We start from the raw sequence: 26145 nt of genomic DNA, 5'->3' as shown, positions 1-26145 counted from the left end.
ACCATGGCGATTCTGGCTGCAAGCGATCTACACAAGCGCTACAACAAGCGCAACGTCGTCAACGGGGTCTCGCTGCAAATCCGCAGCGGTGAGGTCGTCGGACTGCTAGGCCCGAACGGAGCGGGTAAAACAACTACGTTCTACATGATCGTGGGGGTAATACGCCCGGATGGCGGTACAATTTACCTCGACGATCACGACATCACGAGTCTGCCCATGCATGCCAGGGCACAACTCGGCGTAGGCTATCTTCCTCAGGAACCTTCGATCTTTCGGAAGCTAACCGTAGTCGACAATTTGCGAGCCGTGTTGGAATTGCGCAGGGGATTGACCAATGGGCAGAGAGAACTGGTGATCGAGGAACTTCTCGACGAATTCAGTATCACTCATCTTCGGAATCAACCGGCGCTAGGGCTGTCAGGCGGAGAGCGCAGACGCGTGGAAATCGCACGGGCATTGGCCTGCGAGCCGCAATTCATGCTCTTGGACGAACCGTTTGCCGGGGTCGACCCGATCTCCATCATCGATATCCAAAAGATTATCGAGCACCTGAGAGACCGAGGCATCGGCATCCTGATCACCGAGCACAACGTGCGCGAGACGCTCGGAATATGCAACCGAGCCTATATCTTGAGCGGAGGCGTCGTGATCGCCGAAGGCACGGCACAAGATATCGTACAGAACAAAGAAGTGCGCCAAGTTTACCTGGGCGAGCATTTTTCCCTATAGCCACTCCCTTTCATGCTTGATACCTGTGCACTAGAATGAAGCCGATTTTCACACTGACGCTGCCAATATGCATTTCTGGACGTAACGCCTCATGAAGCAAACTCTGCAACTCCGGTTGGGTCAGCAGCTGACCATGACCCCCCAATTGCAACAGGCCATCAAGCTGCTGCAGTTGTCGAGCCTGGACTTACAGCAGGAAATTCAGCAGGCGCTAGACTCGAACATGATGCTCGAGGTAGCGGAAGACGATGGAATCCCGGGGGAATTTCAGGACGCTGTAGAAGCACCGGCCGTCGCCAGCGAGTCGGACTTCAAGGAACTGTCGAATCTCGACGCGCAGACCGATATTCCGCAGGAATTGCCGGTCGATACGTCATGGGAGGAGGTGTACGACAGCCTTCAGAGCTATTCGGCCGGATCCGCCGATTCCGATAACGACGATTTCATCTTTCAGCGGGCGCCAGCCCAGACCTTACAGGATTACCTGCGCTGGCAGATGGAATTGACACCGTTCAGCGAGCAGGACTACGCCATCGCCACCGCGATCATCGACGCGATCGACGACGACGGTTATCTGACGGCCAGCGTGGAAGATATCCACCAGGGTCTCGCCAGCCAAATTAAAGATCTAGAAATCGAGGAGGTGACGGCCGTACTGCACCGGATCCAGAACTTCGATCCGCCGGGAGTAGCCGCACCGGATTTGGCGACTTGCCTCGCGATTCAGTTGAATCAGCTGCCGGAAGACACGCCTTGGAGAAAGGAGGCCCTCACCCTAGTGACGCGGCATCTAGAAGTGTTGGCCAAACGAGACCTAGCCAAGCTCAGACGCCTCCTGGAGCTGTCCGATGAAGACCTCAATCGCGTGGTGGCCTTAATCCGGACCTTGGAACCCAAACCCGGCCGCAAGATCTCCACCCCGGAATCTCAATACGTAATTCCCGACGTCTTTGTCGTCAAGCAGGGAAATGATTGGGTCGTCGCCCTCAACCCGGAGATCTCGCCCAAACTGCGCGTCAATCCCTTCTATTCGAGCATGATTAAGCGCGCCGACAACAGCGCCGACAACATCACCATGAAGAACCATTTGCAGGAAGCACGCTGGTTCATCAAAAGCCTTCAAAGCCGCAACGAGACCCTGCTGAAAGTGGCTCGGTGCATCGTCGAACGCCAGAAAGACTTTCTCGAGTACGGCGAGACCGCCATGAAGCCGCTCGTCCTGAGAGATATCGCCGAAGAAGTGGGTATGCATGAATCCACCATTTCCAGGGTGACAACGCAAAAATACATACATACCCCGAACGGCGTATACGAGTTCAAGTATTTCTTCTCCAGCCATGTCTCGACCAATGGTGGGGGAGAATGCTCGGCGACAGCGATCAAGGCGTATTTGAAAGAAATCATCGAAAGCGAGGATCCGCAGAAACCCCTGAGCGATCACACGATCGCCGCCATGCTGAAGGGACGTGGCATCAACGTCGCGCGCCGTACCATCGCCAAATATCGGGAAGCCATGGCCATCCCGCCATCCAACGAACGAAAGCGCGTTTTTTGATTTTCTTACAAATCCAAGAGTCAAGGAGAGCTTCATGCAGATCAGCATCACCGGCCATCACGTCGAGGTCACGGAAGCCTTGAGAAATTACGTCCTGGAAAAAATGCAGCGAATCGAACGTCATTTCGACAGGATCGTCGACGTGCACGTGGTGCTCGCCGTGGAAAAGCTGGTACAGAAAGCGGAGGCGACGGTGCAGGTCGACGGCGCCAGTTTGTTCGCTCGGGAGGAACACGAGGACTTGTATGCCGCCATCGACGGCATGGTCGACAAACTGGACCGGCAAATCATCAAACACAAGGAAAAAATCCAGAAGCACTGAGTTTGCCCCTTTTTACGGTGATTGTTTTCTGCTCTTGGGGCGTAAACGAGATGTCGACATGAAACTCGTCATCGTCAGCGGACTGTCCGGATCGGGCAAGAGCATCGCATTGGAGACGCTGGAAGACGCCGGTTATTACTGCATTGATAATCTGCCGGTCTCACTATTCGAATCGTTTATCCGGCAGGCCGTGATCAGTAACCCGGGTGCGTTCCGGAAAACTGCGATCAGCATCGACGCTCGAAATCAGACCGCAAGCCTCGAACAGTTTCCCTTGACTTTGGAGCTCGCCGACAAGTTCGGAATCGAGTGCCAGATTCTGTTCCTGCAGGCGGAAACGGACACACTGCTTAAGCGTTTCAGCGAAACCCGGCGCCGGCATCCGTTGACCGATTCCTCGCACCCGCTAAGCGAGGCGATCGAGTTGGAACGCAAGCTGTTGGAGCCCGTCGCCAGCCGCGCTCATCTTCTGATCGACACCAGCTATACCAATATTCATCAGTTGCGCGAGCTGATCAGAGGGCGCCTCGCCGCGAAGCAGGACCACTTGATGTCTCTGTATTTCCTGTCGTTCGGTTACAAAAACGGCATCCCGCTCGATGCGGACTTCGTTTTCGACGCGCGCTGTCTGCCCAACCCGCATTGGGAGCCCAGCCTCCGCTGCAAGACCGGCAAAGATCCGGAGGTCATCGAGTTTCTCGCCAATATTACCGAGGTGCAAAACTATCTGGAGGATGTCGCAGCTCTGCTGCAACGCTGGATACCTCGGTTCGCGGCCGAAGATCGCAGCTATCTGACCGCCGCCATCGGTTGCACCGGCGGACAGCACCGTTCGGTGTATCTGGTGGAAGCGCTGGCGCAGTGTTTCCGTTCGGCCTCTTACGACATCCTCGTCCGGCATAGAGACCTGAATTAGGCCTTAAACGCCGGAAAACGTGGATATGCAGTCCCGCGTTTCCCCGGATGAGAGTCGGTTTCGGTATAATGCCCCGGTCCGACAGTGAGGAATCATGCTTCGAAATTCAAAAAGATCTGTCCTTATTGTTTTCAGTCTCGTTCTCGCCGCCCTTACGCCGGCCTACGCGGCCAAGAAACCGGCTCCGAAACAGCAACCCAAGGAGACCGCCCAGGCGAAGCTTGATCAACTGTCCATCGCCTATCTCGCACAGGAGCCTCAAAGCCAACCGACCTTGCCATTTTTCGACGAGGTGATCACCGACCGGGGGATACAGGGCGCCCGCTTAGGTATACGCGACAACAATACCACCGGCCGCTTTACCGGCCAGAATTTCACCCTGCGCGAAAACATCGTCCCACCGGACGGTGATGTCACCGCGGCGTTCAAATCCGTGCTCGCGGACGGATACAGACACATCCTCGTAAACCTGGACGCCGCCAAAATCTTGGAGCTTGCGGCTCTCCCTGAGTCGCAAAACGTCCTGCTTTACGACATCGCCAGCCGGGACGACCAGCTTCGCGGAGAGTCCTGCCGCCCAAACGTGCTGCACCTCCTGCCCAGCCGAGCGATGCGCGCCGACGCCTTGGCGCAATACTTCGCAAAAAAACGCTGGAACAAGTGGTTCTTGGCGGTCGGTCCTAGCGAGGGTGACAAACTCTATGCCGATGCGATCAAACGTGCCGCCAAGCGCTTCGGATCCAAGATTGTTGCTGAAAAAACATGGCAACACACCTTCGACGAACGCCGCACACCGGAGTCCGAGGTGCCGGTTTTCACCCAGGGCATCCAATACGACGTTCTCGTCGTCGCCGACGAGTCGGGCTTGTTTGGCGATTATCTCCCTTATCGCACTTGGCAACCGCGCCCGGTGGCCGGCACCCAGGGATTGGTCGCGGCTGCCTGGCATCAGACGCACGAAGCCTGGGGCGCATTGCAGCTCCAGAACCGCTTCCGCGACCAGGCCGGCCGCTGGATGACCGAGGAAGATTACGGCGCCTGGCTAGCGGTGCGGGCGATCGGCGAGTCCGCCACGCGCACCAAATCGGTCGATTTTGACAAGGTGAAAACGTTTATGCTGGGGGAGGAATTCGCGCTTGCGGGATTCAAGGGTGTGCCTTTGTCGTTCCGGCGCTGGAACGGACAATTGCGGCAGCCGGTGCTGCTCGCCTGGTCGAGATCGTTGGTAGCCGTCGCTCCGGTAGAAGGCTTCATTCATCCCAGGAACGAATTGGATACCCTAGGTTACGATGAACCTGAGTCGAAATGCCGCTTCTAAGGCGGGGCGGGCGCAAGCTTTATAAGCGCGTCACAACCGATTTCCTACAGGAAAACACATCGCAAAAATTTACGACTCGCGAGAGGACAGACTTGATGAAAAAACTACTGATGTCGGCGCTTCTGCTGGGAGGAATGGTCTCGGGCTCTGCCCTCGGCGAAACCATTTACGTCACCTTGGAGAAAGACAACGCCCTAGCCGTGGTCGATGCCGAGCAAGGAAAACTCGTGAAAACCGCCAAGATCGGCAAACGGCCGCGCGGTATCGTGCTGAGCAAAGATCAACGGCACGTGTACGTGGCGGCGAGCGACGACAATACCATTCAGGTCATCGACGCGGAAAGCCTGAAAGTTGTCGGCAAACTGCCTTCCGGGGATGACCCGGAAACTTTCGCGATGGACCCTGAAGGCCGATTCTTGTATGTCTCGAACGAAGATGACAACGAAGTGACCGTAATCGATATCGCTAGCAAAAAGGCGATCAAAACCGTTCCGGTCGGCGTCGAGCCGGAAGGGATCGCGGTCAGCCCGGATGGAAAATGGGTAGTCAGCACCAGCGAAACCACCAACATGGCTCATTGGATAGATCGCCAGCGTCTCGAGATCGTGGACAACACCCTGGTCGACCCGCGCCCCCGTGCCTGCGCGTTCACCGACGACAGCCAGCAGCTCTGGGTCACCTCGGAAATCGCCGGCACCTTGACCGTGTTCGACGTCAATACCCGGCAACCGATCAAGAAGATCGGCTTCAAGATTCCAGGCGTCACCCAGGAAAAAATCCAGCCGGTCGGGATACGCATCGACAAAGACCGGCGTTACGGCTATGTCGCCTTAGGACCGGCGAACCGGGTCGCCGTCATCGATGCGCAAAAATTGGAAGTCGTCGATTATTTCCTGGTCGGTCAGCGGGTGTGGAATCTCGAGTTTTCGCCCGATCAGTCGCGGCTTTATACCACCAACGGCGTGAGCAATGACATATCCATCATCGACCTCAAACAGCAAAAGGTGTTGAAGTCGGTGGCCGTCGGCCAATACCCTTGGGGACTCGTTGTTAAACCATGACTTCAAATCCCTCGCCTGCCCTGAGCGTGACCGGGCTTTCCTACGCCTACGGCAAAAAGAAGGCTCTAGACCGAGTGAGCTTTGCCGTCGCGCCGGGGCAGTGCGCCATCTTGCTCGGTCCTAACGGCGCCGGCAAAACCACCCTGTTTTCCCTGATCACCCGGCTTTACGCCAGTCGCGAAGGGCGCATCGAAATCGCCGGATACGACGTCAAAAAAGTACCTAGCCGCGCCCTTGCGCAACTCGGCGTCGTATTTCAGCAACCGACCCTGGACCTCGACCTCTCCGTGCTACAGAATCTTCATTACCATGCTTCGCTGCACGGTCTAAGTCGGCGCCAGGCCGACGCGCGCATCCGGGAAGAATTGGAACGGCAAGGCATGTACGAACGCCGCAAAGAAAAGGTTCGCCAGCTCAACGGCGGCCACCGGCGCCGGGTCGAAATCGCTCGCGCCTTGTTGCACAACCCACGGCTGCTGCTTTTGGACGAGCCCACAGTGGGCTTGGACGTTCCGAGCCGAAAGGCTATCGTCGATTACGTGCATCGCTTGTGTTCGGATAGTGGAATCGCGGTGCTGTGGGCGACCCATCTTATCGATGAAATCTATGAGGACGACCGCCTGATCGTGTTGCATCGAGGAGCCGTCCAGGCAGAAGGTTCGGTCTCGGAGGTACTGAAAACCGCCGGCGTCGAAACCGTGGGTGATGCCTTCCATATCTTGACACGGGAGGCCGCATGAGGCTCATGCACTACGTCCGGGCGCTGCGCGGCATCATGGGGCGGGAGCTGCTGCGCTTCGTCCATCAGCGCGAACGGTTCGTCTCGGCTTTGGTGCGCCCTCTGGTCTGGCTGTTCATCTTCGCCGCCGGATTCCGTTCCACACTCGGTGTCGCCATCATTCCGCCCTATGAAACGTATATCCTGTACGAGGTCTACATCACACCCGGACTGCTCGGGATGATTCTGCTGTTCAACGGCATGCAAAGTTCCTTGTCCATGGTGTACGACCGCGAGATGGGGAGCATGAAAACGCTCCTGGTTTGCCCCCTGCCCCGTTGGTATCTGCTGGTCGGCAAGCTGCTGGCAGGCGTACTGGTTGCAGTCTTGCAGGCTTATACGTTTCTGCTCATTGCCTGGTTCTACGACGTCCAGGCTCCTCTGGAAGGTTATCTGACCGTGTTGCCGGCACTTATCCTCGCCGGTTTGATGCTCGGCGCTCTCGGCCTGTTGCTGTCCTCCGTCATCAAGCAACTGGAAAACTTCGCCGGCGTCATGAATTTCGTAATCTTTCCGATGTTTTTCCTGTCCACGGCGCTCTATCCGCTGTGGAAAATTCAGGAATCGAGCGAGCTCCTTTATGTTCTCGCCTCCTACAACCCCTTTTCCCAGGCTGTAGAGCTCATCCGTTTCGCGCTTTACGGGCAGTTCAATCCTTACGCCTGTGTTTACACGTCGGTGGCGCTGATCGTTTTCCTGATCGTCGCGATCATCGGATACAATCCCTCAAGAGGCATGATGCAACGCAAAGGGGGGGCAGCCGCATGACAAGACGGAAGACGATATTGGTAACAGGGGGCGCCGGATTCATTGGCGGGAATTTCGTGCTTCGACAGATGCGCCGCCCGAATCTTCAGGTCGTCAACCTGGACGCCCTGACCTATGCCGGCAATTTAGATACGCTCGACAGCATCAAGGACAACCCCAACCATGTGTTCATCCTGGGATCCATAGGCGACCGCAGCCTAGTTGATTACCTACTGGAACGCTATCAGCCGGACGTCATCGTTAACTTCGCCGCGGAAAGCCACGTCGACCGGTCCATCGACTCGCCGGAGCCTTTCATCCAGACCAACATACTCGGTACGTTCCAACTACTCGAGGCAGCTCGCCGCTATTGGCGCTCGCTCTCTCCCGAGGCGCACAAAGCGTTTCGTTTCCTCCACGTCTCCACCGACGAGGTCTACGGAACGCTGGGCTCCGAGGGATACTTCACCGAGGAAAGCCCTTATCGTCCGAATTCGCCCTACTCGGCGTCCAAAGCCTCATCCGACCACTTGGTCAGGGCCTATTTCCACACCTACGGAATGCCGACCCTGACTACAAATTGCTCCAACAATTACGGGCCGTACCAATTCCCGGAAAAGCTGATTCCCTTGATGATCCATAACGCCATCAACGGCAAACCCCTTCCGGTTTACGGAACCGGCGCCAATGTGCGCGACTGGCTTTACGTCGAGGACCATTGCCGGGCACTTGAGCGCGTCATCGAAGAAGGCAAGCCTGGCGAAGTCTACAATATCGGCGGCAACAACGAAAAAACCAACCTGGAAGTCGTCGAGACCATTTGCAGCCTGCTGGACGAATTACTGCCGAACTCGAAGTTCCGCCCACACCGCAAACTCATTACGTTTGTCGCGGATCGCCCCGGACACGATTTTCGCTATGCGATCGATGCCAGCAAAATCCGCCGGGAACTGGGATGGGAACCGCACGAAACCTTTGAAACCGGACTGCGCAAGACCGTGCAGTGGTACCTGGAAAACCAGACCTGGAGCCAGCGTGTGATGGACGGAAGCTACCGGGGAGAACGGCTAGGAATCGAACGTTCCTGAGCACCACGGATGGGCCGGCGGCCAAAGCCGGTCTTTCGGAATGAACAGCACATAAGGGGGGATACTATTGTGTCCGATAATCTAAAGGGGATTATTCTGGCCGGGGGCTCGGGTACCCGCCTGCACCCGCTGACCTATGTCGTGAGCAAGCAGTTGCTGCCGGTTTACGACAAACCGATGATCTATTACCCGCTATCGGTCCAGATGCTGGCGGGTATCCGCAACATACTGATCATTACCACGCTGCAGGACGCGCCCTTGTTCCAAAGCCTGTTGGGCGACGGTGGGCAGTGGGGCATGTCGATCCATTACGCGGTTCAACCAAAACCCGAAGGACTCGCCCAAGCCTTCATCATCGGACGGGATTTTATCGGCACGGATCGCTGCTGCCTGATTCTGGGCGATAACATCTTCTACGGCCACGGCCTGCAAACTTATTTGGAAAACGCTGTAGGCCGCCAAACTGGCGCCACGGTCTTCGGTTACTGGGTCAAGGACCCTGAACGCTACGGTGTCGCGGAGTTCGACGAAAACGACCGGGTCGTCGGTCTGGTGGAAAAGCCTAAGCACCCAAAATCCAACTACGCCATCACCGGCCTTTATTTTTACGACAACCAGGTGATCGACATGGCCGTCGACCTGAAGCCTTCGGCACGGGGCGAACTCGAAATCACCGACATCAACAACCTCTATCTGCAGCAAGGACGGCTTCGGGTCGAAAAACTTGGCCGCGGCATCGCCTGGCTAGACACCGGAACTCACGACTCCTTGCTGCAGGCTTCCAATTTCATTCAAACGATAGAAGAACGCCAGGGCCTCAAGATCTGCTGCCCCGAGGAAATCGCCTGGAGTCAGGGCTGGATCAGCGCCGGCGATCTGGAAAAGCACGCCATGAAGCTGAACAAGAGCAGTTACGGTGAATATTTGATCAGACTTCTTCAACTCGGCCGGCCCACATGAAAATAGAATCGACCGCCTTACCAGGAGTGCTGCTGATCGAGCCCGATGTTTTCGGGGACTCCCGCGGCTTCTTTCTGGAAACGTGGAACCGGCGCCGCTACCACGCCGCCGGCCTGGACCAAGAGTTCGTCCAGGACAACATGTCTTTATCTCGCAAGGGCATTCTGCGTGGCTTGCACTTTCAAAACCCGAATCCCCAGGGCAAGCTCGTGCAGGTCCTACAAGGCGAGGTCTTCGATGTGGCGGTGGACATCCGCGTTGGCTCGCCGACTTTCGGCCGTTGGTTCGGAGTGCACCTCTCGGGCGAAAATCACCTTCAGCTTTATGTGCCAGAGGGCTTTGCTCACGGTTTCTGCGTTCTGAGCGAAACCGCACTTTTTTCTTACAAGTGCACCGATTTCTACAATCCGGATACGGAATACAGCCTGCGCTGGGACGATCCGGATCTCGGCATCACTTGGCCGATCGAAACCCCCGTCTTGTCGGCGAAGGACCAGTCCGCCCGTTTTTTGAAGGACTTTCCCCGCGACGCGCTCCCCACCTTCCAAGCATGAAGATTCTCCTGATCGGATGCGATGGGCAAGTGGCCTGGGAGCTGCGCCGGACGCTCGCCTGCTTGGGCGAAACGGTAGCGCTGGGTCGGCGGTCGACGCCCGTCCTGGATCTGGCCGATTCCAACTCCATTCGAGAAACGATACGCCAAACCCGACCCGGTCTGATCGTCAACGCGGCCGCCTATACTGCCGTGGATAAAGCGGAGCAGGAAAGCGATCTCGCGTTCAGGATCAATGCAGTGGCTCCCGGTATTCTGGCCGAGGAAGCGCTCGCCATCGGCGCTGGACTGGTCCATTACTCTACCGACTACGTCTTTCCGGGCGATAGTCGAAGGCCTTACCGCGAGGACGATGCAGTTGGGCCGCAAAACACCTACGGCCGAAGCAAGCTGGCCGGCGAAGAAGCCATCCGTCATGTCGGAGTGCCTCACTTCATTCTCCGCACCGCCTGGGTTTATGGACGGCGCGGACAGAATTTTCTACTCACGATGCTGAGGCTGATGCGAGAGCGGGAATGTGTACGCATCGTGGACGACCAACTCGGCGCTCCGACCTGGAGCCGGCTCATCGCCGAAGCCACGGCCTTGATGATCGCCGAGTCCACCTCGCATGGGCGATTCGAGCCGGGCGATCGGCAAGGGACTTATCATCTGAGCTGTGCCGGACAGACCAGCTGGTTCGGCTTCGCCTGCCGAATCCGGGACCAAGCCTTACGACTAGGCTTGTTGCCGGAATCCGCCGCGAGACTGGAACCGATCCCGAGTTCCGATTACCCGACGCCGGCGCGGCGCCCGAACTATTCCGTGCTTTCCAACGAAAAGCTCTTCGACCGGTTCGGCCTAGCCTTGCCCGACTGGGACCAGGCGCTCCGCTTCTGCCTGGAAGAATTCAGACACTGATCGCATTTCCCGGGTTCCAAGATGGCGCAGCGATAACGGCATGAGACGATACTGATCGCAACGGATTGCGTGAGAAAATACGCTGCTATACCGAATCACACAGGAGGGTTTGCCATGGTTTGCCGCCCTATGAAGCGGGAACAGGCATTATCTCTGTTGCGCGAGCATCGCGAGGACATGCAGCGTCGATTCGGCGTCAAACATCTGGCCTTGTTCGGTTCGACCGCGCGAGACGAAGCGCGAGAGGACAGTGACGTAGATGTGTTGGTCGATTTCGAGACTGCGCCCACTTTCGACGGCTACATGGGCTTACTGTCCTATCTCGAACAGCTGTTCGGAAAAAGGTGGATCTCGTAACCAGCAGCGGTTTCAAGCCTAGAGCGCGCCGCTGGGTGGAGAAGGATTTAATCCATGTCGCGTGATGGCTGCTTTACCTCGACGATTTGATCGCAGCGGCAGAGAAAATCGGCCGAGTCGTAAAGGACCGGACCTTCGATGAATTCACCGCCGATGAAACCCGGTTCGATGCGGTCTTGTTCAACCTGCAGGTGATCGGAGAGGCCGTCAAGCATCTGCCGGAGGCAGTCCGGGCGGCGATCCCCGAAATCGACTGGCCAAAAGCGCCGCGGCTGAAGGGTATCATCGCTCACCATCATTTTGCCTTGGACGCCAACATTATTTGGGACGTAGCGGTCAACCACGTGCCTAAGATCCTGGCCGCCGCCAAATCGTTAGCGGATCAACCGGACGACGATCTGCTGAGAGACTAAGCCACGCGCGACGACCGCATAGACATGTCGCCCACGGCTGTCGTGCCTGTCGGTTAAGGTTAAGTGCCTTTTTTGACTTTTTTCAAGGACAACACCAACAACGTACATTGCAAGACTGTATCGACAGAGTCGAACAACAACCCGGAAGCTAACCACCCTTCATGACAGAAGCTCTCGATCCCCGTTTCATTCACCTCCGCGTCCACACCGAGTATTCCCTAGTTGACGGCCTGATCGACGTGAAGGCCCTGGTCAAGCGAACGGCGGAACTCGGCATGCCGGCGGTAGCGGTGACAGACCAGTCCAATCTGTTTGCCTTGGTCAAGTTCTACAAAGCCGCCTTGGCCGAAGGTGTGAAACCCGTCGCCGGAGCCGACGTGTTGCTTTACAACCACGTGGATCCGGCTTCGCCATACGCGTTCACGTTGTACGTGCAGAATGCCGTGGGTTACCGCACCCTGACAGAACTGATTTCCCGCAGCTATCAAGAGAACCAGCATCAGGGTGTGCCACAGTTGATGCCAGAGTGGCTGGAAGAAAAGAACGAAGGGCTCTTGGCATTATCCGGGGGACGCCGGGGCGATATCGGTCAGGCTTTGCTGGCAGGCAACACCGGTGAAGCCAAGCGCCTACTAGAACATTGGCTCGAAGTTTTCGACCAACGCTTTTATTTGGAACTACAACGCACCGGACGACCGAACGAAGAGGAATACATCGAAGGCGCCTTGAACCTCGCGATCGAGTTCGATGCGCCGGTGGTCGCCACCAACGACGTGCGTTTCATCAGCCCCTCGGAATTCGAAGCGCACGAGGCCCGGGTATGCATTCATCAGGGTCGGGTATTGGACGATCCGCGCCGCCCGCGAGACTACAGCGAACAACAGTACCTCAAGAGTCCAGAGGAAATGGAACAGTTGTTCGCCGATATTCCGGAAGCCCTGGAAAACACGGTGGAAATTGCCAAGCGCTGCAGTCTTGAGCTCACCTTGGGCAAGAACTTTCTGCCCCAATTCCCAGTGCCCGAGGGCATGACGACGGCGGAGTTCTTCGCAGAGCAATCACGCAAAGGGTTGAAGGAGCGTCTCGCCGTGCGCCCACCCGCCGGAAAAGGAACGTTGGAAGAACGGCGCAAGCGCTACGAGGAACGGCTGGAAATGGAAATTTCGGTGATCAACCAAATGGATTTCCCCGGCTATTTCCTGATCGTGGCCGATTTCATCCAATGGGCCAAGAAAAACGACATTCCAGTGGGGCCCGGACGCGGGTCCGGCGCGGGTTCGCTGGTGGCTTACGCACTCAAAATCACCGATCTCGATCCGATCGAGTTCGATCTATTATTCGAGCGCTTCTTGAACCCCGAACGCGTGTCCATGCCCGACTTCGACGTCGATTTCTGCATGGAGCGCCGAGACGAGGTCATCGACTACGTGGCGCGTAAATACGGACGCGACCGCGTGTCCCAGATCATCACCTACGGCAGCATGGCGGCCAAGGCGGTGGTGCGCGACGTAGGCCGGGTCTTGGGCCATTCCTACAGTTTCGTGGACAAGATCGCCAAGCTGATCCCGTTCGAACTGGGGATCACCTTGGACAAGGCTCTCAACGACAGCGAAGACCTCAGAAAGTTGTACGAGAGCGACGAGGAGGTCCGAACGCTCATCGACCTCGCCAAATCGCTCGAAGGCCTCGCGCGGAACGCCGGTAAGCACGCTGGCGGCGTCGTCATCGCGCCTTCCCGGCTGATCGATTTTTCCCCGCTGTACTGCGAGCCGGGTGGCGAAAACCTGGTGACCCAGTTCGACAAAGACGACGTCGAAGCCGTCGGCCTGGTCAAGTTCGACTTCTTGGGACTTAGAACCTTGACCATCATCGACTGGGCCGTGAAATCCATCAACAAACAACGGGCCGAGAAAGGCGAGCCGCCCATCGATATCGCTCAAATCCCCCTTGACGACCCCGATACCTACAGGCTGCTGAAAAACTGCCAAACCACCGCCGTCTTCCAGCTCGAATCACGCGGCATGAAAGACCTGATCCGGCGCCTACAGCCGGATTGCTTCGAGGACATCATCGCCCTGGTGGCGCTATTCCGTCCGGGACCGCTGCAATCGGGCATGGTCGACGACTATATCAATGTCAAGCACGGCCGCACCAAGGCGGAATACCCGCATCCCATTCTCGAGCCCATCCTGAAACCCACCAACGGCGTCATCGTCTACCAGGAACAGGTGATGCAAATCGCCCGCGACATGGCCGGCTACACCCTCGGCGGTGCCGACCTTCTGCGCCGCGCCATGGGCAAGAAGAAGCCCGAGGAAATGGCCAAACAACGGGAGATCTTTGTGTCCGGCGCAATCCAGAAGGGTGTCGACGAGAGCATCGCCGGCTACATCTTCGACCTCATGGAGAAATTCGCCGGCTACGGCTTCAACAAGTCGCATTCGGCAGCCTATGCCCTGGTGTCCTACCAGACCGCCTGGCTCAAAGCCCATTTCCCGGCTGCATTCATGGCGGCGGTGCTATCCTCGGACATGGACAACACCGACAAGGTCGTTGTGCTGATCGAAGAGTGCCGGGAAATGAAGTTGACGGTTCAGCCGCCCGATATCAATCGCTCCGAATACCGGTTTGCGGTGCTCGACGACCGCACGATCCTGTACGGTCTCGGCGCGATCAAGGGCGTCGGCGAAACAGCGATCCGCGACATTCTTGAAGAGCGACAAAAGGGCGGCCCGTTTGTGGATCTGTACGACTTCTGCCGTCGGGTCGATCTGCGCAAGGTTAATCGACGGGTCATCGAAGCCCTGATCCGTTCCGGCACGCTGGATTCCATCGATCCGAATCGCGCACGCCATATGGCGGAGCTGTCGGATGCGATCAAGGCCGCCGAACAGCACGGCGCCATGGCCGCGACTGGACAGGATGATCTATTCGGGCTCGGAGGCTTGGCAGTAACCAATGATACGCCGCGTGCAGAGATGGTCGTCGAACCTTGGCCGGAAGATGAGCGACTGGCGTATGAAAAAATGACACTGGGGCTTTATCTCACCGGCCATCCTATAGGCCCTTACGAATCCGAGATCCAGCACTTCGTTACCGCGCGTCTCGGGAAGTTGTCGCTCGACAACGAGCGGGGGGCAACGGGACGGCGGGAAATGCGCGTGGTGGTCGCAGGGCTGGTCGTGGAGCTTCGCACGCGGCAGAACAAGAACGGCAAGCGCATGGCTTTCGCCACTCTGGACGATCGGACGGGAAGGCTGGAAGTCGCGGTGTTCTCGGAAGTCTTGGAAAAATACCGCGAACATTTGGTGAAGGACACCCTGCTCGTCGTCGAGGGCAATTTGAGCTTCGACGACTATGCAGGCCAGCTTCGTCTCACGGCCGAAAATCTGTTTACCATGGCGGAGGCGCGCGCGCACTTTGCCAAACATCTTTTTATTCAATGGCCATCCGCCGGGACGAGCACCGATCGCCCGAGCGACCAATGGGTAAACGAGCTGGTCGATCTACTCACGCCGTTCCGCGGGGGTTCCTGTCCGATTTACATCGAATATCGGGGAAAGGCCGCACAGACGACGATCCAGCTCGGCGAAAGCTGGCGCGTGCATCCTGGCGACGAATTGATCGCGCGCCTGCAAAAGCGTGTTGGAGCGGACAAGGTGAAACTGCACTACCAATGAAAAAAAGCCTCTTGCTTGCTGTGTCCTTGCTGGCGAGCGCAGTCGCGAACGCCCAGGATCTGTTACAAACCTTGGAACTCGCGCTGCAACGCGATCCCAGGCTGCGCGAAGCGGAAGCTACCCGCAACGCCGTGCTGGAAGCCAAGCCTCAAAGCGTTGCCCGCCTGTTGCCGACTTTGTCGATTACCGGAGAGCTCAACCGCAACTCGGTGCTGTCAAAGTTCGAAGACTCTATACTGGCTTTCATCGCAGGCGGCAGGAATCTCGGCTTCTGGAACAGCGCGGCCAGTATCAATTTGACACAACCGATTTATCACCACGATTACTGGGTGCAACTCAGCCAGGCGGACAACCAAATCGCCGAGGCCGAGGCCAATTACGCCGCCGAACAACAAAACCTGATGCTGCGCACCGCACGCGCCTATTTCGATGTGCTGTTCGCCCAAGACAGCCTTGAGTTCGCGCGGGCCGAACAGCGCGCCATCGAGCACCAACTCGAAGAGGCTAAGGCTCGGTTCGAGGTCGGCCTGATCGCCATAACCGATGTGCACGAAGCCCAAGCCGGGTACGATCAGGCCCACGCCAATGTGATACAGGCCGAGAATCAAGTGGACAATGCCCGTGAAGCGCTGCGCGAAATCATCGGCGAATTCGACTTCGACCTGGCAAAACTCGCGGAGGAAATCCCGCTGAAAGGTCCGGACCCGGAAAACATCGAGAGTTGGGCCGAGTTGGCTCAGCAGACCAACCCCAGCATCATCGCGGCCGAAAACCGTAGCCTGGTCGCGAAAAAGGGTATCGACCTCCAGTTCGCCGGCCATCTTCCGTCCATGGATTTGGTTGGCTCGGCCGGGTTCACCGACACCAATCGACCGCAGGGCATACCCACTGAGTATCAAATTATCGGGATGCAGGTCAATGTGCCGATGTTCGCGGGCGGAGGCGTCAATTCGCGGGTTCGTCAAGCCCGCCACGAATACGAGGCCGCCCAAGAAAACTTGGACGGCGTTCGGCGTTCCATCCAACGTCAAGTAAAAGATGCCTACCGTGGTATCCTGTCAACTATCAGTCAGGTCAAAGCCCTCGAGGCGGCCATCGTATCGTCGCAAAGCGCCTTGGAAGCAACCGAGGCGGGCTTGGAGGTCGGCACGCGAACGATGGTCGACGTTCTCACCGAACAGCGTAATCTGTTTCGGACCAAGCGCGATTACGCGAGGGCGCGCTACGATTACATCCTCAACAGCTTGACGCTCAAACAGGCTGCCGGCACGTTAAATCCGGCCGATTTCGCGATCGTCAATGAGTGGCTAAAGCCGCATGCTCGCAAGACCGTCGTAGCTCCGGACGACCCCGGGGCTTGACAGGACCGGGAGCCTATCTCCGTAGGCTGTTCACCCTGGTCGCTTCAATGGACTCGTCTGAGGCTTTTGACTTAGCTCAGGAAAGTCCTGTCGAATAGTTTTGAGACCTGCTGGGATCGGCTCGAAAAGGAAGCCTCGTACGCGTTCCGCCAGCGGCGGAACCAATCGTGACCATCGGGTTCGAAACTGTTACCGTCGGCTATCCCATTGGGAGAACGCTATGAATAAGAACTCACAAAATTCTTTGTTGGATTCCTTGGGTAAAACCGTTAAGGAATTCTGGAAGAAGCTCGCGGACACTCTGCAAGATCTCGGTTCTACCGGAAAACGTGGCGTTGAAGTCAACCCGCGCGCGGGCGGTGAGAACGATGAGCAGGCCGCACGCAGGCGGCGCCTCAACCTATGGCTTTACCTCCTTCTGATCTTGGCCACTCTTTACTTCTGGCAGGGCTATCAAGAAATCCGCCAGGATGAAATTCCCTACAGCGAGTTTCTGAAATACGTACAGGAACAGCAGGTCGAGGACGTGGTAGTGATGGACCAGGTCATCACCGGCTACCTGAAACCCAAAGCTCCCGGTGAAGAACGGCGTCGCTTCGTCACCGTGCCTTTATGGAACCAGGATTTGGCTCAAACCCTGGAAGAAAAAGGCGTCAGATATACCGTTCGCTACACCGACAACTGGTTGAGCAACTTCATCTTCAATTGGCTGCTGCCCATCGGCATCCTGTTCGCGCTATGGACTTGGATGGCGCGCCGCATGACCGGCGGCCGCGGGCTTCTCAACTTCGGCCGCAGCCGGGTTCGCATTCATGCGGAATCGTCGGTCAAGGTCACGTTTCAGGATGTGGCCGGAGCCGAAGAAGCGAAGCAGGAACTCAAAGAAACGATCGAATTCTTGCGCAACCCGGCCCGTATACAGCGGCTGGGCGGGCGCATGCCGAAAGGGGTCCTTCTGGTCGGCGCACCCGGTACGGGAAAGACCTTGTTGGCACGAGCCGTGGCCGGCGAAGCCGGCGTACCGTTCTTTAACATCAGCGGTTCCGAGTTCATCGAGATGTTCGTCGGCGTAGGTGCGGCAAGGGTGCGCGATCTGTTCGAACAAGCGCGACAAAAAGCACCCTGCATGATCTTCATCGACGAATTGGACGCCATCGGACGGGCACGCGGAGGCCCGGTGGTCATGGGCGGTCATGACGAACGCGAGCAGACCTTGAATCAACTGCTCACCGAAATGGACGGCTTCGATCCTTCGATCGGAGTCGTGGTCATGGCGGCCACCAATCGTCCGGAAATCTTGGACCGAGCCTTGCTACGGGCGGGCCGATTCGACCGGCAGATCGTGGTCGACAAACCCGGGCTCGAAGATCGGGTGGCTATACTCCAGCTTCACACCCGCAACATCAAACTGGGACCGGACGTGAATCTTCGGGTAGTGGCCCAGCGTACGCCTGGACTGGTCGGCGCGGATCTCGCCAACATCTGCAACGAAGCTGCCATCATCGCGGTGCGCGAAAATCAAGATGCGGTCGGCATGAGGCATTTCGAAGCGGCCATAGATCGTGTCATCGCCGGTCCCGAGAAGAAAAGCCGTACCCTCAGCGAGCAGGAGAAGCGCCGAGTGGCTTACCACGAATCCGGCCATGCCTTAGTGGCCGAAATCGTTCCGACCGGAGAGCCCGTGCACAAGGTCTCCATCATTCCTCGCGGCGCAGCCGCCCTGGGTTTTACCCTGCAATTGCCCATCGAGGAAAAATTCCTTGCCACCGAGGACGAACTTCGCGACAAGATTGCCATCCTGCTCGGAGGACGCGCCGCCGAAGAACTGGTTTTCGGCACGATATCGAGCGGCACGCACAATGACTTGGAGAAAGCCAGCGAAATCGCACGCGCGATGGTCTGCCAACTGGGCATGAGCAAGAAACTCGGCCCCCTCACCTACGGCAAGCGGCAGCAGCTGACGTACCTAAACTACGAAGGGCCCGAGGAACGGAATTTCAGCGAGGAAACCGCGCGGCTGATCGACGCCGAGGTAAGAGAAATAATCGAGGAAGGACATCGGAGAGCCCGGGAGATTCTTACCGAACGGCGTGCAACACTGGATGAAATCGCCCGCATTTTGCAAGACCGGGAAGTCGTCAGCGGCGAGGAAATCAAGGAAATCATCCACAGAATGGAACCGCGCGCCGAGGCACCATCACACGGTACCGCCGAACCCACGCTCCAGTGATGTCGAAACCAGTCAGGACTTATGCGTGAACCGCTTTTTCTGGGAGCGGCTTGCAGGGAAACCGATGTTTCTCGGCTTCCTTAGCCCAAGCTACCCCCAGAGAAAAGAAGGAAAACGCGTAAAGCCCTGTCATTCCCGTCCGCCATAGCGCCTGCCACGTTGCGGGCGTCTTGGCGTTCGACGAGCGGGATATCCAAAAAGCCATCAGAAATCGTTGTTGATGATCTCTTTCGCGCGTCGGCAAATCTCCTTCCCGTAATCGGTCCACAAACCCTGCCCCCAATATCGGTAACAACTGGTTTGTGCCGTCATCAAATGGAATAGCGCATTCCGATTGCGCGGATCGTCGGTCGGCACGCCTCTTTTCAGGACCTTTTCGTAAAATAGCGAGCTCGCTTCTTCCATAGGGCCCAGTACATCTTCATAACCCTTCACCCAGGAGATATCGCTGGTCCAACTTCCGCCTTCCATGTGGAACCGGTGATCTTCTTTCTTGATTTCTTCGATGACCTTTTCCAGCTTTTCGGCGCCGTCACCGGGTTTGAAACGATCCCAAATCTTTTTTTGGAACAAAGGCTGGATCACAGGAAAATCACTTTCTCCAATTCCCATGTCAGCCAGAAACTCGAGGTATTCGGTGACGTTCATGAGAGGCGTTTCCGAACCGCTGGCCTCGCGGACTACCTCCATGAATTTCGGCGGAAATTCGTTCATCATCACTCCGCCGTTTTCGCCGTCGGCGATTTGCGTGACCAGCGGTGGAACCGATTTCCCCGCCAACTCCCAGCGAGACAGGCTTCTGGCCTCGTAATAGGGCTGCATCTGAGCCACCAGCTTGGTATCACTGCCCTGGGTCTTGATGATCGCGATGATGCTGACGCTCTCGCCCTCCGAATTGGTGCACACTAGCCGATGCGGCAAATGCTTGTGTTCCGGCCCCCAGCCGTTTTCGGGCCGCTCGACCGTATGCTCCTGCACTAGAACCCAGGTATAGCCGCAATCCCGAAGCGTCTTCACAAATTCGTAAGCGACATCCGGGTGATTCGGCAGAGCCATCTCGGACGGCGAAAATCCCCTCACCCGCTCCAAGGCTTCGACGCCGAAGATGGCAGCGAAATGGTGCTGCCAGGCTTTGACGTGCAGGCGGTAATCCTGGGCTGGCGTCGACGGGGCCACTGCGTGGCCCCAGGGCGCGCCTAGCCACTCGACGGCACGGCGGTAATCCGGATTCAAGGTGATGGTCTTGAGATTATCGAACACATCGTGCAGCCCCATCTCACGAAGGCCGTAGAACAGGGTTCCCGAGTATTCCAGCATGACCCTCGGTTCCTTGCCCTCATGTATCAGCTGCGGCACGAATTCGCCCATGCGCTTGTAGCACCAGTGGAAAACCGGAGCATTATGGTTGTCCCCGATATGCTGGTTCTCCATCATGTACTTGAGATTGCTGATGATCTTGGCGGTCGGCAGGTCGCTGCCACCCGCGGGAATCAAAGGCTGATGCATATGCAGCGCGATCGCGGCCGCGCTCTTGATGCGGCCGAAATCGATCCGGCTAGAATCCTTGAAGATCGGGTCGGGCCGATTTCGAATCACCTGTTCGATCAAAAATTCCGACCCCGAGATATTGGGAAGACCGTCTATGGTTTCGGCAAGTGTTTCCATGAGTAACGCTCCGGTATGCATAACGAGGGTTGTTCGGGTCCGGCCAGTGTACACCAATCGAAATTGCTGGACCGCTGCGACCCCATCTGTGTTTGCTTTTTTCAAGGAAACGATTTGTGAACAAAATGGCGTCTTTTAAGCCCGTTCTGGGCATCGGCCTTTTGGCCTGGCTCGCGAGCGGCGAGCTATGGGCAACGGATGGGTACCGCGAACTTCAGATCACCCAAGACATCGACGCTCGTACAAGCCCGGGTGAAGTCGTGCGGCTACAAGCGTCCGGTCTCGAATTCCAGGGATTGTATCGGGAGGCGGTATCGAAGAACGTGCGCGGCGCCGTCGTCCTGCTGCACGGGAGAGATTCAAACCAGGATGCGGCCGATCTGATTCGTCCGCTTCGGCGGGGGTTGCCTGAACATGGCTGGAACACTTTATCTTTGGCTATGCCCATCGCGGTTCCTGACGATTTACAGGGGCAAGCCGATCTCGTTCCGGAAGCGATCGTGAGGCTGCAGTCCGGCATCACCTACTTGAAGGAGAAAAACATCGGAACTATCGCCTTGCTAGCTCACGATACCGGGGCATGGGGAACACTCCGCTATCTCGCCGACGCCCCCGACAACAGCGTCAAGGGTGCCGTGCTGATCGATCCGGCACCCGTAGGGGAACTCGACGTGCCACCCATCTCCGCCGGCAGTCTGCGCGCCATCAGTCTGCCGATATTGGAAATTCTAAGCCGGCGAATATCGGTCTCCGTCAACGACGAGGCATCTCGCAAGCGCACGGTCATGAAAGCCAACCCATCTTACCAGTTGTTGGTTCTGAACGAGCCTCACCGCGGGTGGCAGGATAGCGAAGACTTTCTCCTCAACCGGATTCATGGCTGGCTGAGTCACTTGCAAGCAAGTGCCGTTTCGATCACGGCAACGCCTGCTGAAACCCGGACGCCTAGTGGGAACAAACAAGAGTGATGGTGCCGCCCCTTACTCATCGGGCTGTTCCGATCCCATAGGTGGATCGGGCTCACTTCGGAGCCGCCAACTCCATGATGATGAGTTCGGCTTCGCCCTGCCCGACGTTTTCGGCCGTCATCCACTGGCCAGTTTCCCAAAAGACTTCTCCGGGGCCGTATTCCCGCACCTGACCGCCTTCCTCGATTTTTACCTTGCCTTTCACGACATAACGAGGACCTGGCCCTTCATGTGTATGCAGAGGCGTTTTGTATCCTTCCGGAAAAATGACGCGCACTACCCGCGCGTTAACCTTGTTCGTCGGCAGCTCGACGGCTTTCTCCAAAAGCATTTGGCGGGGCGGCATCGTCGCTTCTTCGGCTCGGATTACTCCGGCCCCCATGAAAAAAGCGGCAGTTACGAGCAGAAGAGAATTCGGTCGCATATTATTTTCCTTTGTTCTTGTACCGGTTAAAGTTAAAAACTTACGCCATCTCGCGCGGCGGATAAAGACGCCGATCATCCGGCGATTTCCTCCACCTCGGGAATTTGTGCGCGCCTTTGCAACCACATAACCCCGAACAGGTCGACGATCCCCACCCAAAGCCGCTGCCAGGTCCCGTACTTGGAGACTCCGCGCATCCGCGGCCTATGGTCGACCTCCACCGACACTACCTTTCCGCCGGCCCTCTGAACCAACGCGGGTAGGAATCGGTGCATATGGTCGAAGTACGGCAGGGAAAGAAACAACTCGCGCGAGAAAACCTTGAGACCGCATCCCGTGTCCGGTGTGTTGTCGCCGAGCAGCGAACCGCGCACGATATTGGCGACCCGGGAGGAAAAGCGCCGCCAAACGGTGTCCTTGCGACGTTTACGAAATCCGGCCACCATCCCTTTCGTCCCTCCTTCCTCTAAAGTCTTGAGAGCGGCGACCAACTTGGGAATATCGGCAGGATTATTCTGCCCGTCGCCATCGAGGGTCGCGATGATTCGTCCTCGAGCCACGCGAACGCCTGTCAACAACGCTGTGCTTTGACCGCAGCAGCGCCGGTGGCGCAAGACACGGAGCCGCGGGTATCGCGCCCGTAAACCATCGAGTCGGTCCAAGGTACGATCGGTACTTCCGTCGTCGACGAAAACCATTTCGTAATCTCCCGCGTCGACCAAAACCCGCTCAATCTCCGCAATTAGCGGTGCGACATTGTCTTCTTCGTTGTGAACCGGCACGACGACACTAAGCTCCATAACGCCTCAAACCAAAGACGAGTATTACGCCTAGACGTACTTGACCCTGGGCAAGCCCTCGGCCGTTGCAATCTCGCCGATCCCGTACACGGTCTCCCCGGCGGCGGTCAGCACCGCGCGTGCGTTCGCTTCGTCTTCCGGTGCGACGCATACGATCATTCCGATACCGCAATTGAAGGTACGCAGCATTTCGCTATCATCTACCCCGCCTTTTTCCTGGAGCCAACGGAACACGGCCGGGCTCGGCCATGCGTTCGGATCGACCACCGCCTCCAACCCGTTCGGCAGGACCCGTGGCAGATTTTCCGTGATGCCGCCGCCGGTGATGTGGGCCAAGGCATGAATCTTGACCTGGCGCATCAGTTGAAGCAGCGGCTTAACATAAATTCGGGTCGGCTCCAGCAGCCAATCGGCCAGAGATTTGCTTTCCAACGATTCGGTTAGGCTGCAGCCCTCGCGCTCGACGATCTTGCGGATCAGGGAATAGCCGTTCGAGTGCGGACCGGAGGATGCGAGACCGAGCAGTTTGTCGCCTGGACGAACCCGACTCCCGTCAAGTAACTCCTCTTTTTCCACGATCCCCACGCAAAAGCCGGCCAGATCGTAATCGCCCGCGCCATACATGCCGGGCATTTCCGCTGTTTCGCCACCCACCAGCGCACAGCCTGCCAACTCGCACCCCTTGCTTATGCCCTCGATGACCGAGGCGGCGACGTCAACATTCAGCTTGCCCGTGGCGTAATAATCAAGAAAGAACAGCGGTTCGGCGCCCTGTACAACGATATCGTTGACGCACATCGCAACCAGGTCGATGCCGACGCCGCCGTGACGACCGGTATCGATAGCCAACCTCAGCTTGGTGCCTACCCCATCGGTGCCGGCGACCAAAACCGGCTGCTTATAACGACCCACGGGAAGCTCAAACAGCGAGCCGAATCCGCCGAGTCCGCCCAGCACGCCGGGAATACGCGTCTTTGCGGCAACGGGTTTGATCCGTTCTACGAGCGCACTGCCGGCCTCGATATCGACACCAGCGCTTTTATAATCGAGGGGTACGGATTTGGAATCGGTCAAGCTGAATCTCCGGGAAATCAATTCGGAAAAATGGACTCTAACAAGCCGGAAACCGATGCCGATTCGACCAGAATCTCGCGTAGACGAACGGACATCGAGGGTTTTAGCTGCTTAAAAGGATTGTGATATTGTACAACGCTCTACGACAACCTGCGGGAGGATCCTCGTGCGCCTCGTCGCCCTCGTCAGTTTGTGGTTCATAGCGCTTTGCCCGCGCCTTATGGCCGCGGAAATAAAAGGATTGTATCGAATGGACGTCGCCGTACAGAGCAAGGATGAATCGACGCGCAACGAAGACATCCGCAGAGCTCTCGAGATGGTCCTCAGGAGATTGGTCAGGACCGATGCCATGCAGTCCAAAGCGATACGCGCCATGCTGGAAAAGCCCGATCAGTTCGTTCTGCAGTACGAATACATCACCAAGGCGACCGGCGGTGCGCCGCTTAATTATCTGAGCGTGGACTTCGATCCTCCCCGTATCAAGAAGACCTTGCGCGGAGCGAATATCAGCTCTTGGGGAGAGCAGCGCCCCGAAGTGCTGGTGTGGCTTTCGATTGAGGATAATGCGCAAGAATCGATGTTCGTGGCCGACCAGATGCCCGAAATCGACCAGGCTCTTCGAGCCGCCGCAGAGGAAAGCGGCGTTCCAGTGACGTTGCCTTTGTGGGATTTAACCGACCAACAGAGTCTGAGTCTCGATGATTTGGCAACCGGGAACGGGGAAAGGATCCGGCAAGCGTCCGCCCGCTACGAGACCGATGTGGTCCTGGCCGGACGCCTGTCACATAAGCCAGAGGGCACTTGGGATGCAACCTGGCGGCTTTACCTGCAAAATACGGATGAGACATGGCAAGGGAACTTCTCCGATCTCTCAGGAGCATTTCAATCGGCCACGTCCGGTGTCTACACGCGCTTGGCCGAACGATTCATTCCGCGCACGACGCAAGAAACGACCCTGGAGCTAAAAATCGTGGGCCTTTCGTCTCTCGATGCGATCGATAGGGCAACGACCTATCTGAGCCGCTTGTCACAGGTCGAAAAATTGGAATGGCTGGGAGTGGACGCCGACCATGCCCTTTTCAAGCTTTCCGTGCTCGGTGACAGAAAGTCGTTGGAAGAGGCCCTGGCTTTAGGGCGCGTGTTGAGACCAGTCGCCAACGAAGACCGGCATTTTTCCGGGCTAACCTACCAATTGGCCGAATGAAAGCACGTCACATACCCAACATCATCTCGGTTTGCCGAATCCTACTCGTCTACCCGGTCGTCGCCTCGATTCTGCAAAAGCGCTTCGATTGGGCGCTGACGCTATTCGTGGTCGCGGGTGTATCAGATGCCCTGGACGGTTTCCTGGCCAAGCATTTTCATTGGCAATCCCGTCTCGGCTCCTATATCGATCCATTGGCCGACAAGCTACTGCTAGTTTCGTCCTACATTGTGCTGAGCTCCATGGGGTTGCTCCCGTTTTGGCTCTCGGCGACTGTGGTGCTCCGCGATGTGGTGATATTCACAGGCGCGGTGCTGTATTATTTCTTGCTGAGGCCGTTCGAAGGGCAGCCGCTTCTAATCAGCAAAGTGAATACTCTGCTTCAGCTTTTTCTGGTGTTTATCGTACTCCTGCACAATGGCTTCGTGCCGTTGCCCGCCGGCCTCATCACAGGACTGATCGCGGTCGTGTTTGTAACCACCCTGGCCAGCGGCGCGTTGTATGTGTATATCTGGGGAAGCAGTTATTACCGCGAAACCCGAGTTGCGGGTATGCGCAATGACTGAAGGCCGTTTTTCCAGGTCTCGGTCAGTACGGTTATCCCGCATTCGCCGACATACTTCAGCGCTTCTCCTGATGTTTCCGCCTCTCTTGGCCAGTGCCCAGGGATACCACTGGGTGCCTGGCGGAACGCCGGGTGAGACGATTTTTATCGAACCGAACACCCCTCGCGACAATGAAGAAATCCTGATTTATTTCCCGCGGCGGGGTTGCCACGACAGCCGCGTCGATGCCCGAATGAAGGGCAACGAAATCGAAGTCGTCGTCAGTCATTACGGGCAATGCTTTTATACCTATCAGCCGCACGGGCAGGGTCTCCCTGGCGCCGGGCTTTACCAGAGTTATCGGATCGGCCGGTTGCCGGTCGGAAATTATCGCGTTCGGCTGTATTATCAGGACCTTTCCGAGAGTACTCGCAGCCGCAGCTTCAGCATCTCAGAATCCTTTTCGGTCATGCCGGCTCGTTAGACGCGGTTAACGG

General features: G+C 57.2%; 25 protein-coding genes. 21 read left to right on the top strand and 4 right to left on the bottom strand.

The genetic code is table 11. From position 1 onward, the window contains the following. Positions 1–3: 3 nt before the first annotated feature. The 17 genes from lptB (at position 4) to ftsH (ending at position 18968) form a co-directional block, all read left to right on the top strand. Complete coding sequence (gene lptB, locus QEN43_RS16345) at positions 4–729, top strand: LPS export ABC transporter ATP-binding protein (protein ID WP_026609405.1); 726 nt, start codon at positions 4–6, stop codon at positions 727–729. Positions 730–820: 91 nt separating this feature from the next. Next, entirely contained in the window at positions 821–2284 is a 1464-nt protein-coding gene (locus QEN43_RS16340) for an RNA polymerase factor sigma-54 (RefSeq protein ID WP_026609404.1), read from the top strand. Between the two features lie 34 nt (positions 2285–2318). Then, positions 2319–2606: a ribosome hibernation-promoting factor, HPF/YfiA family gene (gene hpf, locus QEN43_RS16335; protein ID WP_026609403.1), complete on the top strand. Its 288-nt coding sequence runs from the start codon at positions 2319–2321 to the stop codon at positions 2604–2606. A gap of 58 nt (positions 2607–2664) precedes the next feature. Then, the gene (rapZ, locus tag QEN43_RS16330) at positions 2665–3522 is read left to right on the top strand and encodes an RNase adapter RapZ (RefSeq protein ID WP_026609402.1); all 858 of its coding nucleotides are present in this window, start codon (positions 2665–2667) and stop codon (positions 3520–3522) included. A gap of 94 nt (positions 3523–3616) precedes the next feature. Then, positions 3617–4840 (top strand): ABC transporter substrate-binding protein, encoded by a 1224-nt coding sequence (locus tag QEN43_RS16325; protein ID WP_036267906.1) that lies wholly within the window; start codon positions 3617–3619, stop codon positions 4838–4840. A gap of 95 nt (positions 4841–4935) precedes the next feature. Next, on the top strand, positions 4936–5901 hold the full coding sequence (locus tag QEN43_RS16320) for a PQQ-dependent catabolism-associated beta-propeller protein (RefSeq protein ID WP_026609400.1): 966 nt from the start codon (positions 4936–4938) through the stop codon (positions 5899–5901). Next, positions 5898–6641 carry an ABC transporter ATP-binding protein gene (locus QEN43_RS16315; RefSeq protein ID WP_026609399.1) on the top strand — a complete coding sequence of 248 codons (744 nt, stop codon included), beginning with the start codon at positions 5898–5900 and terminating at the stop codon, positions 6639–6641. Before QEN43_RS16320 ends, QEN43_RS16315 begins: the two co-directional genes overlap by 4 nt. Further along, a complete protein-coding gene (locus QEN43_RS16310) occupies positions 6638–7447 on the top strand; it encodes an ABC transporter permease (protein WP_317963404.1) in 810 nt (269 codons plus the stop codon). Before QEN43_RS16315 ends, QEN43_RS16310 begins: the two co-directional genes overlap by 4 nt. Continuing rightward, positions 7444–8514 (top strand): dTDP-glucose 4,6-dehydratase, encoded by a 1071-nt coding sequence (gene rfbB, locus QEN43_RS16305; RefSeq protein WP_036267903.1) that lies wholly within the window; start codon positions 7444–7446, stop codon positions 8512–8514. The genes QEN43_RS16310 and rfbB overlap by 4 nt, the downstream gene beginning before the upstream one ends. Before the next feature lie 69 nt (positions 8515–8583). Continuing rightward, positions 8584–9474, top strand: a complete 891-nt coding sequence (rfbA, locus tag QEN43_RS16300) for a glucose-1-phosphate thymidylyltransferase RfbA (RefSeq protein WP_036267901.1) — start codon at positions 8584–8586, stop codon at positions 9472–9474. Next, the gene (gene rfbC / locus QEN43_RS16295) at positions 9471–10028 is read left to right on the top strand and encodes a dTDP-4-dehydrorhamnose 3,5-epimerase (protein WP_026609395.1); all 558 of its coding nucleotides are present in this window, start codon (positions 9471–9473) and stop codon (positions 10026–10028) included. Before rfbA ends, rfbC begins: the two co-directional genes overlap by 4 nt. Further along, complete coding sequence (rfbD, locus tag QEN43_RS16290) at positions 10025–10927, top strand: dTDP-4-dehydrorhamnose reductase (protein WP_026609394.1); 903 nt, start codon at positions 10025–10027, stop codon at positions 10925–10927. Before rfbC ends, rfbD begins: the two co-directional genes overlap by 4 nt. A gap of 114 nt (positions 10928–11041) precedes the next feature. Continuing rightward, complete coding sequence (locus QEN43_RS16285; protein WP_235726523.1) at positions 11042–11284, top strand: nucleotidyltransferase family protein; 243 nt, start codon at positions 11042–11044, stop codon at positions 11282–11284. An 86-nt stretch (positions 11285–11370) separates the two neighbouring features. Next, positions 11371–11697, top strand: a complete 327-nt coding sequence (locus QEN43_RS16280; RefSeq protein ID WP_051331463.1) for a HepT-like ribonuclease domain-containing protein — start codon at positions 11371–11373, stop codon at positions 11695–11697. Positions 11698–11858: 161 nt separating this feature from the next. After that, entirely contained in the window at positions 11859–15377 is a 3519-nt protein-coding gene (gene dnaE / locus QEN43_RS16275; RefSeq protein WP_026609392.1) for a DNA polymerase III subunit alpha, read from the top strand. Beyond that, positions 15374–16738: a TolC family outer membrane protein gene (locus QEN43_RS16270; protein ID WP_051331462.1), complete on the top strand. Its 1365-nt coding sequence runs from the start codon at positions 15374–15376 to the stop codon at positions 16736–16738. The genes dnaE and QEN43_RS16270 overlap by 4 nt, the downstream gene beginning before the upstream one ends. A 220-nt stretch (positions 16739–16958) precedes the next feature. Then, positions 16959–18968 carry an ATP-dependent zinc metalloprotease FtsH gene (gene ftsH, locus QEN43_RS16265; RefSeq protein ID WP_051331461.1) on the top strand — a complete coding sequence of 670 codons (2010 nt, stop codon included), beginning with the start codon at positions 16959–16961 and terminating at the stop codon, positions 18966–18968. Positions 18969–19172: 204 nt separating this feature from the next. On the opposite strand, the gene QEN43_RS16260 is transcribed toward ftsH, so the two are convergent. Then, a complete protein-coding gene (locus QEN43_RS16260; RefSeq protein WP_026609391.1) occupies positions 19173–20633 on the bottom strand; it encodes a hypothetical protein in 1461 nt (486 codons plus the stop codon). Positions 20634–20758: 125 nt separating this feature from the next. Between QEN43_RS16260 and QEN43_RS16255 the strand changes: the two genes are divergently transcribed. Beyond that, positions 20759–21601 (top strand): DUF3530 family protein, encoded by an 843-nt coding sequence (locus tag QEN43_RS16255; RefSeq protein ID WP_051331460.1) that lies wholly within the window; start codon positions 20759–20761, stop codon positions 21599–21601. A gap of 52 nt (positions 21602–21653) precedes the next feature. On the opposite strand, the gene QEN43_RS16250 is transcribed toward QEN43_RS16255, so the two are convergent. The 3 genes from QEN43_RS16250 to purM all read right to left on the bottom strand — a co-directional run bounded on the left by QEN43_RS16250 (position 21654) and on the right by purM (position 23899). After that, on the bottom strand, positions 21654–22025 hold the full coding sequence (locus QEN43_RS16250; protein ID WP_026609389.1) for a cupin domain-containing protein: 372 nt from the start codon (positions 22023–22025) through the stop codon (positions 21654–21656). A gap of 74 nt (positions 22026–22099) precedes the next feature. Further along, positions 22100–22825, bottom strand: coding sequence for a glycosyltransferase family 2 protein (locus tag QEN43_RS16245; RefSeq protein ID WP_026609388.1), 726 nt, complete (start codon positions 22823–22825; stop codon positions 22100–22102). Between the two features lie 30 nt (positions 22826–22855). Next, positions 22856–23899 carry a phosphoribosylformylglycinamidine cyclo-ligase gene (gene purM / locus QEN43_RS16240; RefSeq protein ID WP_026609387.1) on the bottom strand — a complete coding sequence of 348 codons (1044 nt, stop codon included), beginning with the start codon at positions 23897–23899 and terminating at the stop codon, positions 22856–22858. A 220-nt stretch (positions 23900–24119) separates the two neighbouring features. Here purM and QEN43_RS16235 point away from each other — a divergent pair, with 220 nt between their 5' ends. From QEN43_RS16235 to QEN43_RS16225, 3 genes are all read left to right on the top strand, one after another. Next, complete coding sequence (locus tag QEN43_RS16235) at positions 24120–25103, top strand: DUF2066 domain-containing protein (RefSeq protein ID WP_036267895.1); 984 nt, start codon at positions 24120–24122, stop codon at positions 25101–25103. Further along, the gene (locus QEN43_RS16230; protein WP_026609385.1) at positions 25100–25669 is read left to right on the top strand and encodes a CDP-alcohol phosphatidyltransferase family protein; all 570 of its coding nucleotides are present in this window, start codon (positions 25100–25102) and stop codon (positions 25667–25669) included. Before QEN43_RS16235 ends, QEN43_RS16230 begins: the two co-directional genes overlap by 4 nt. Positions 25670–25739: 70 nt before the next feature. Continuing rightward, positions 25740–26132 (top strand): hypothetical protein, encoded by a 393-nt coding sequence (locus QEN43_RS16225; protein WP_026609384.1) that lies wholly within the window; start codon positions 25740–25742, stop codon positions 26130–26132. The last annotated feature ends 13 nt before the right edge of the window (positions 26133–26145 follow it).

Origin of the sequence: Methylocaldum szegediense, assembly GCF_949769195.1 — a bacterium.
GTDB lineage: Bacteria > Pseudomonadota > Gammaproteobacteria > Methylococcales > Methylococcaceae > Methylocaldum > Methylocaldum szegediense.
The sequence above is the reverse complement of the archived record's forward strand: the minus strand, read 5'-3'. Positions and strand labels throughout refer to the sequence as shown.

Coding starts and splice junctions, on each gene's coding strand:
- QEN43_RS16260 (WP_026609391.1), bottom strand. CDS start 20,633: ATGGAAACACTTGCCGAAACCATAGACGGTCTTCCCAATATCTCGGGG.
- QEN43_RS16285 (WP_235726523.1), top strand. CDS start 11,042: ATGGTTTGCCGCCCTATGAAGCGGGAACAGGCATTATCTCTGTTGCGC.
- lptB (WP_026609405.1), top strand. CDS start 4: ATGGCGATTCTGGCTGCAAGCGATCTACACAAGCGCTACAACAAGCGC.
- rapZ (WP_026609402.1), top strand. CDS start 2,665: ATGAAACTCGTCATCGTCAGCGGACTGTCCGGATCGGGCAAGAGCATC.
- dnaE (WP_026609392.1), top strand. CDS start 11,859: ATGACAGAAGCTCTCGATCCCCGTTTCATTCACCTCCGCGTCCACACC.
- QEN43_RS16225 (WP_026609384.1), top strand. CDS start 25,740: ATGTTTCCGCCTCTCTTGGCCAGTGCCCAGGGATACCACTGGGTGCCT.
- QEN43_RS16325 (WP_036267906.1), top strand. CDS start 3,617: ATGCTTCGAAATTCAAAAAGATCTGTCCTTATTGTTTTCAGTCTCGTT.
- QEN43_RS16245 (WP_026609388.1), bottom strand. CDS start 22,825: ATGGAGCTTAGTGTCGTCGTGCCGGTTCACAACGAAGAAGACAATGTC.
- ftsH (WP_051331461.1), top strand. CDS start 16,959: ATGAATAAGAACTCACAAAATTCTTTGTTGGATTCCTTGGGTAAAACC.
- hpf (WP_026609403.1), top strand. CDS start 2,319: ATGCAGATCAGCATCACCGGCCATCACGTCGAGGTCACGGAAGCCTTG.
- rfbD (WP_026609394.1), top strand. CDS start 10,025: ATGAAGATTCTCCTGATCGGATGCGATGGGCAAGTGGCCTGGGAGCTG.
- QEN43_RS16230 (WP_026609385.1), top strand. CDS start 25,100: ATGAAAGCACGTCACATACCCAACATCATCTCGGTTTGCCGAATCCTA.
- QEN43_RS16340 (WP_026609404.1), top strand. CDS start 821: ATGAAGCAAACTCTGCAACTCCGGTTGGGTCAGCAGCTGACCATGACC.
- QEN43_RS16250 (WP_026609389.1), bottom strand. CDS start 22,025: ATGCGACCGAATTCTCTTCTGCTCGTAACTGCCGCTTTTTTCATGGGG.
- QEN43_RS16310 (WP_317963404.1), top strand. CDS start 6,638: ATGAGGCTCATGCACTACGTCCGGGCGCTGCGCGGCATCATGGGGCGG.
- QEN43_RS16315 (WP_026609399.1), top strand. CDS start 5,898: ATGACTTCAAATCCCTCGCCTGCCCTGAGCGTGACCGGGCTTTCCTAC.
- QEN43_RS16270 (WP_051331462.1), top strand. CDS start 15,374: ATGAAAAAAAGCCTCTTGCTTGCTGTGTCCTTGCTGGCGAGCGCAGTC.
- QEN43_RS16235 (WP_036267895.1), top strand. CDS start 24,120: ATGGCCGCGGAAATAAAAGGATTGTATCGAATGGACGTCGCCGTACAG.
- rfbB (WP_036267903.1), top strand. CDS start 7,444: ATGACAAGACGGAAGACGATATTGGTAACAGGGGGCGCCGGATTCATT.
- QEN43_RS16255 (WP_051331460.1), top strand. CDS start 20,759: ATGGCGTCTTTTAAGCCCGTTCTGGGCATCGGCCTTTTGGCCTGGCTC.
- QEN43_RS16320 (WP_026609400.1), top strand. CDS start 4,936: ATGAAAAAACTACTGATGTCGGCGCTTCTGCTGGGAGGAATGGTCTCG.
- rfbC (WP_026609395.1), top strand. CDS start 9,471: ATGAAAATAGAATCGACCGCCTTACCAGGAGTGCTGCTGATCGAGCCC.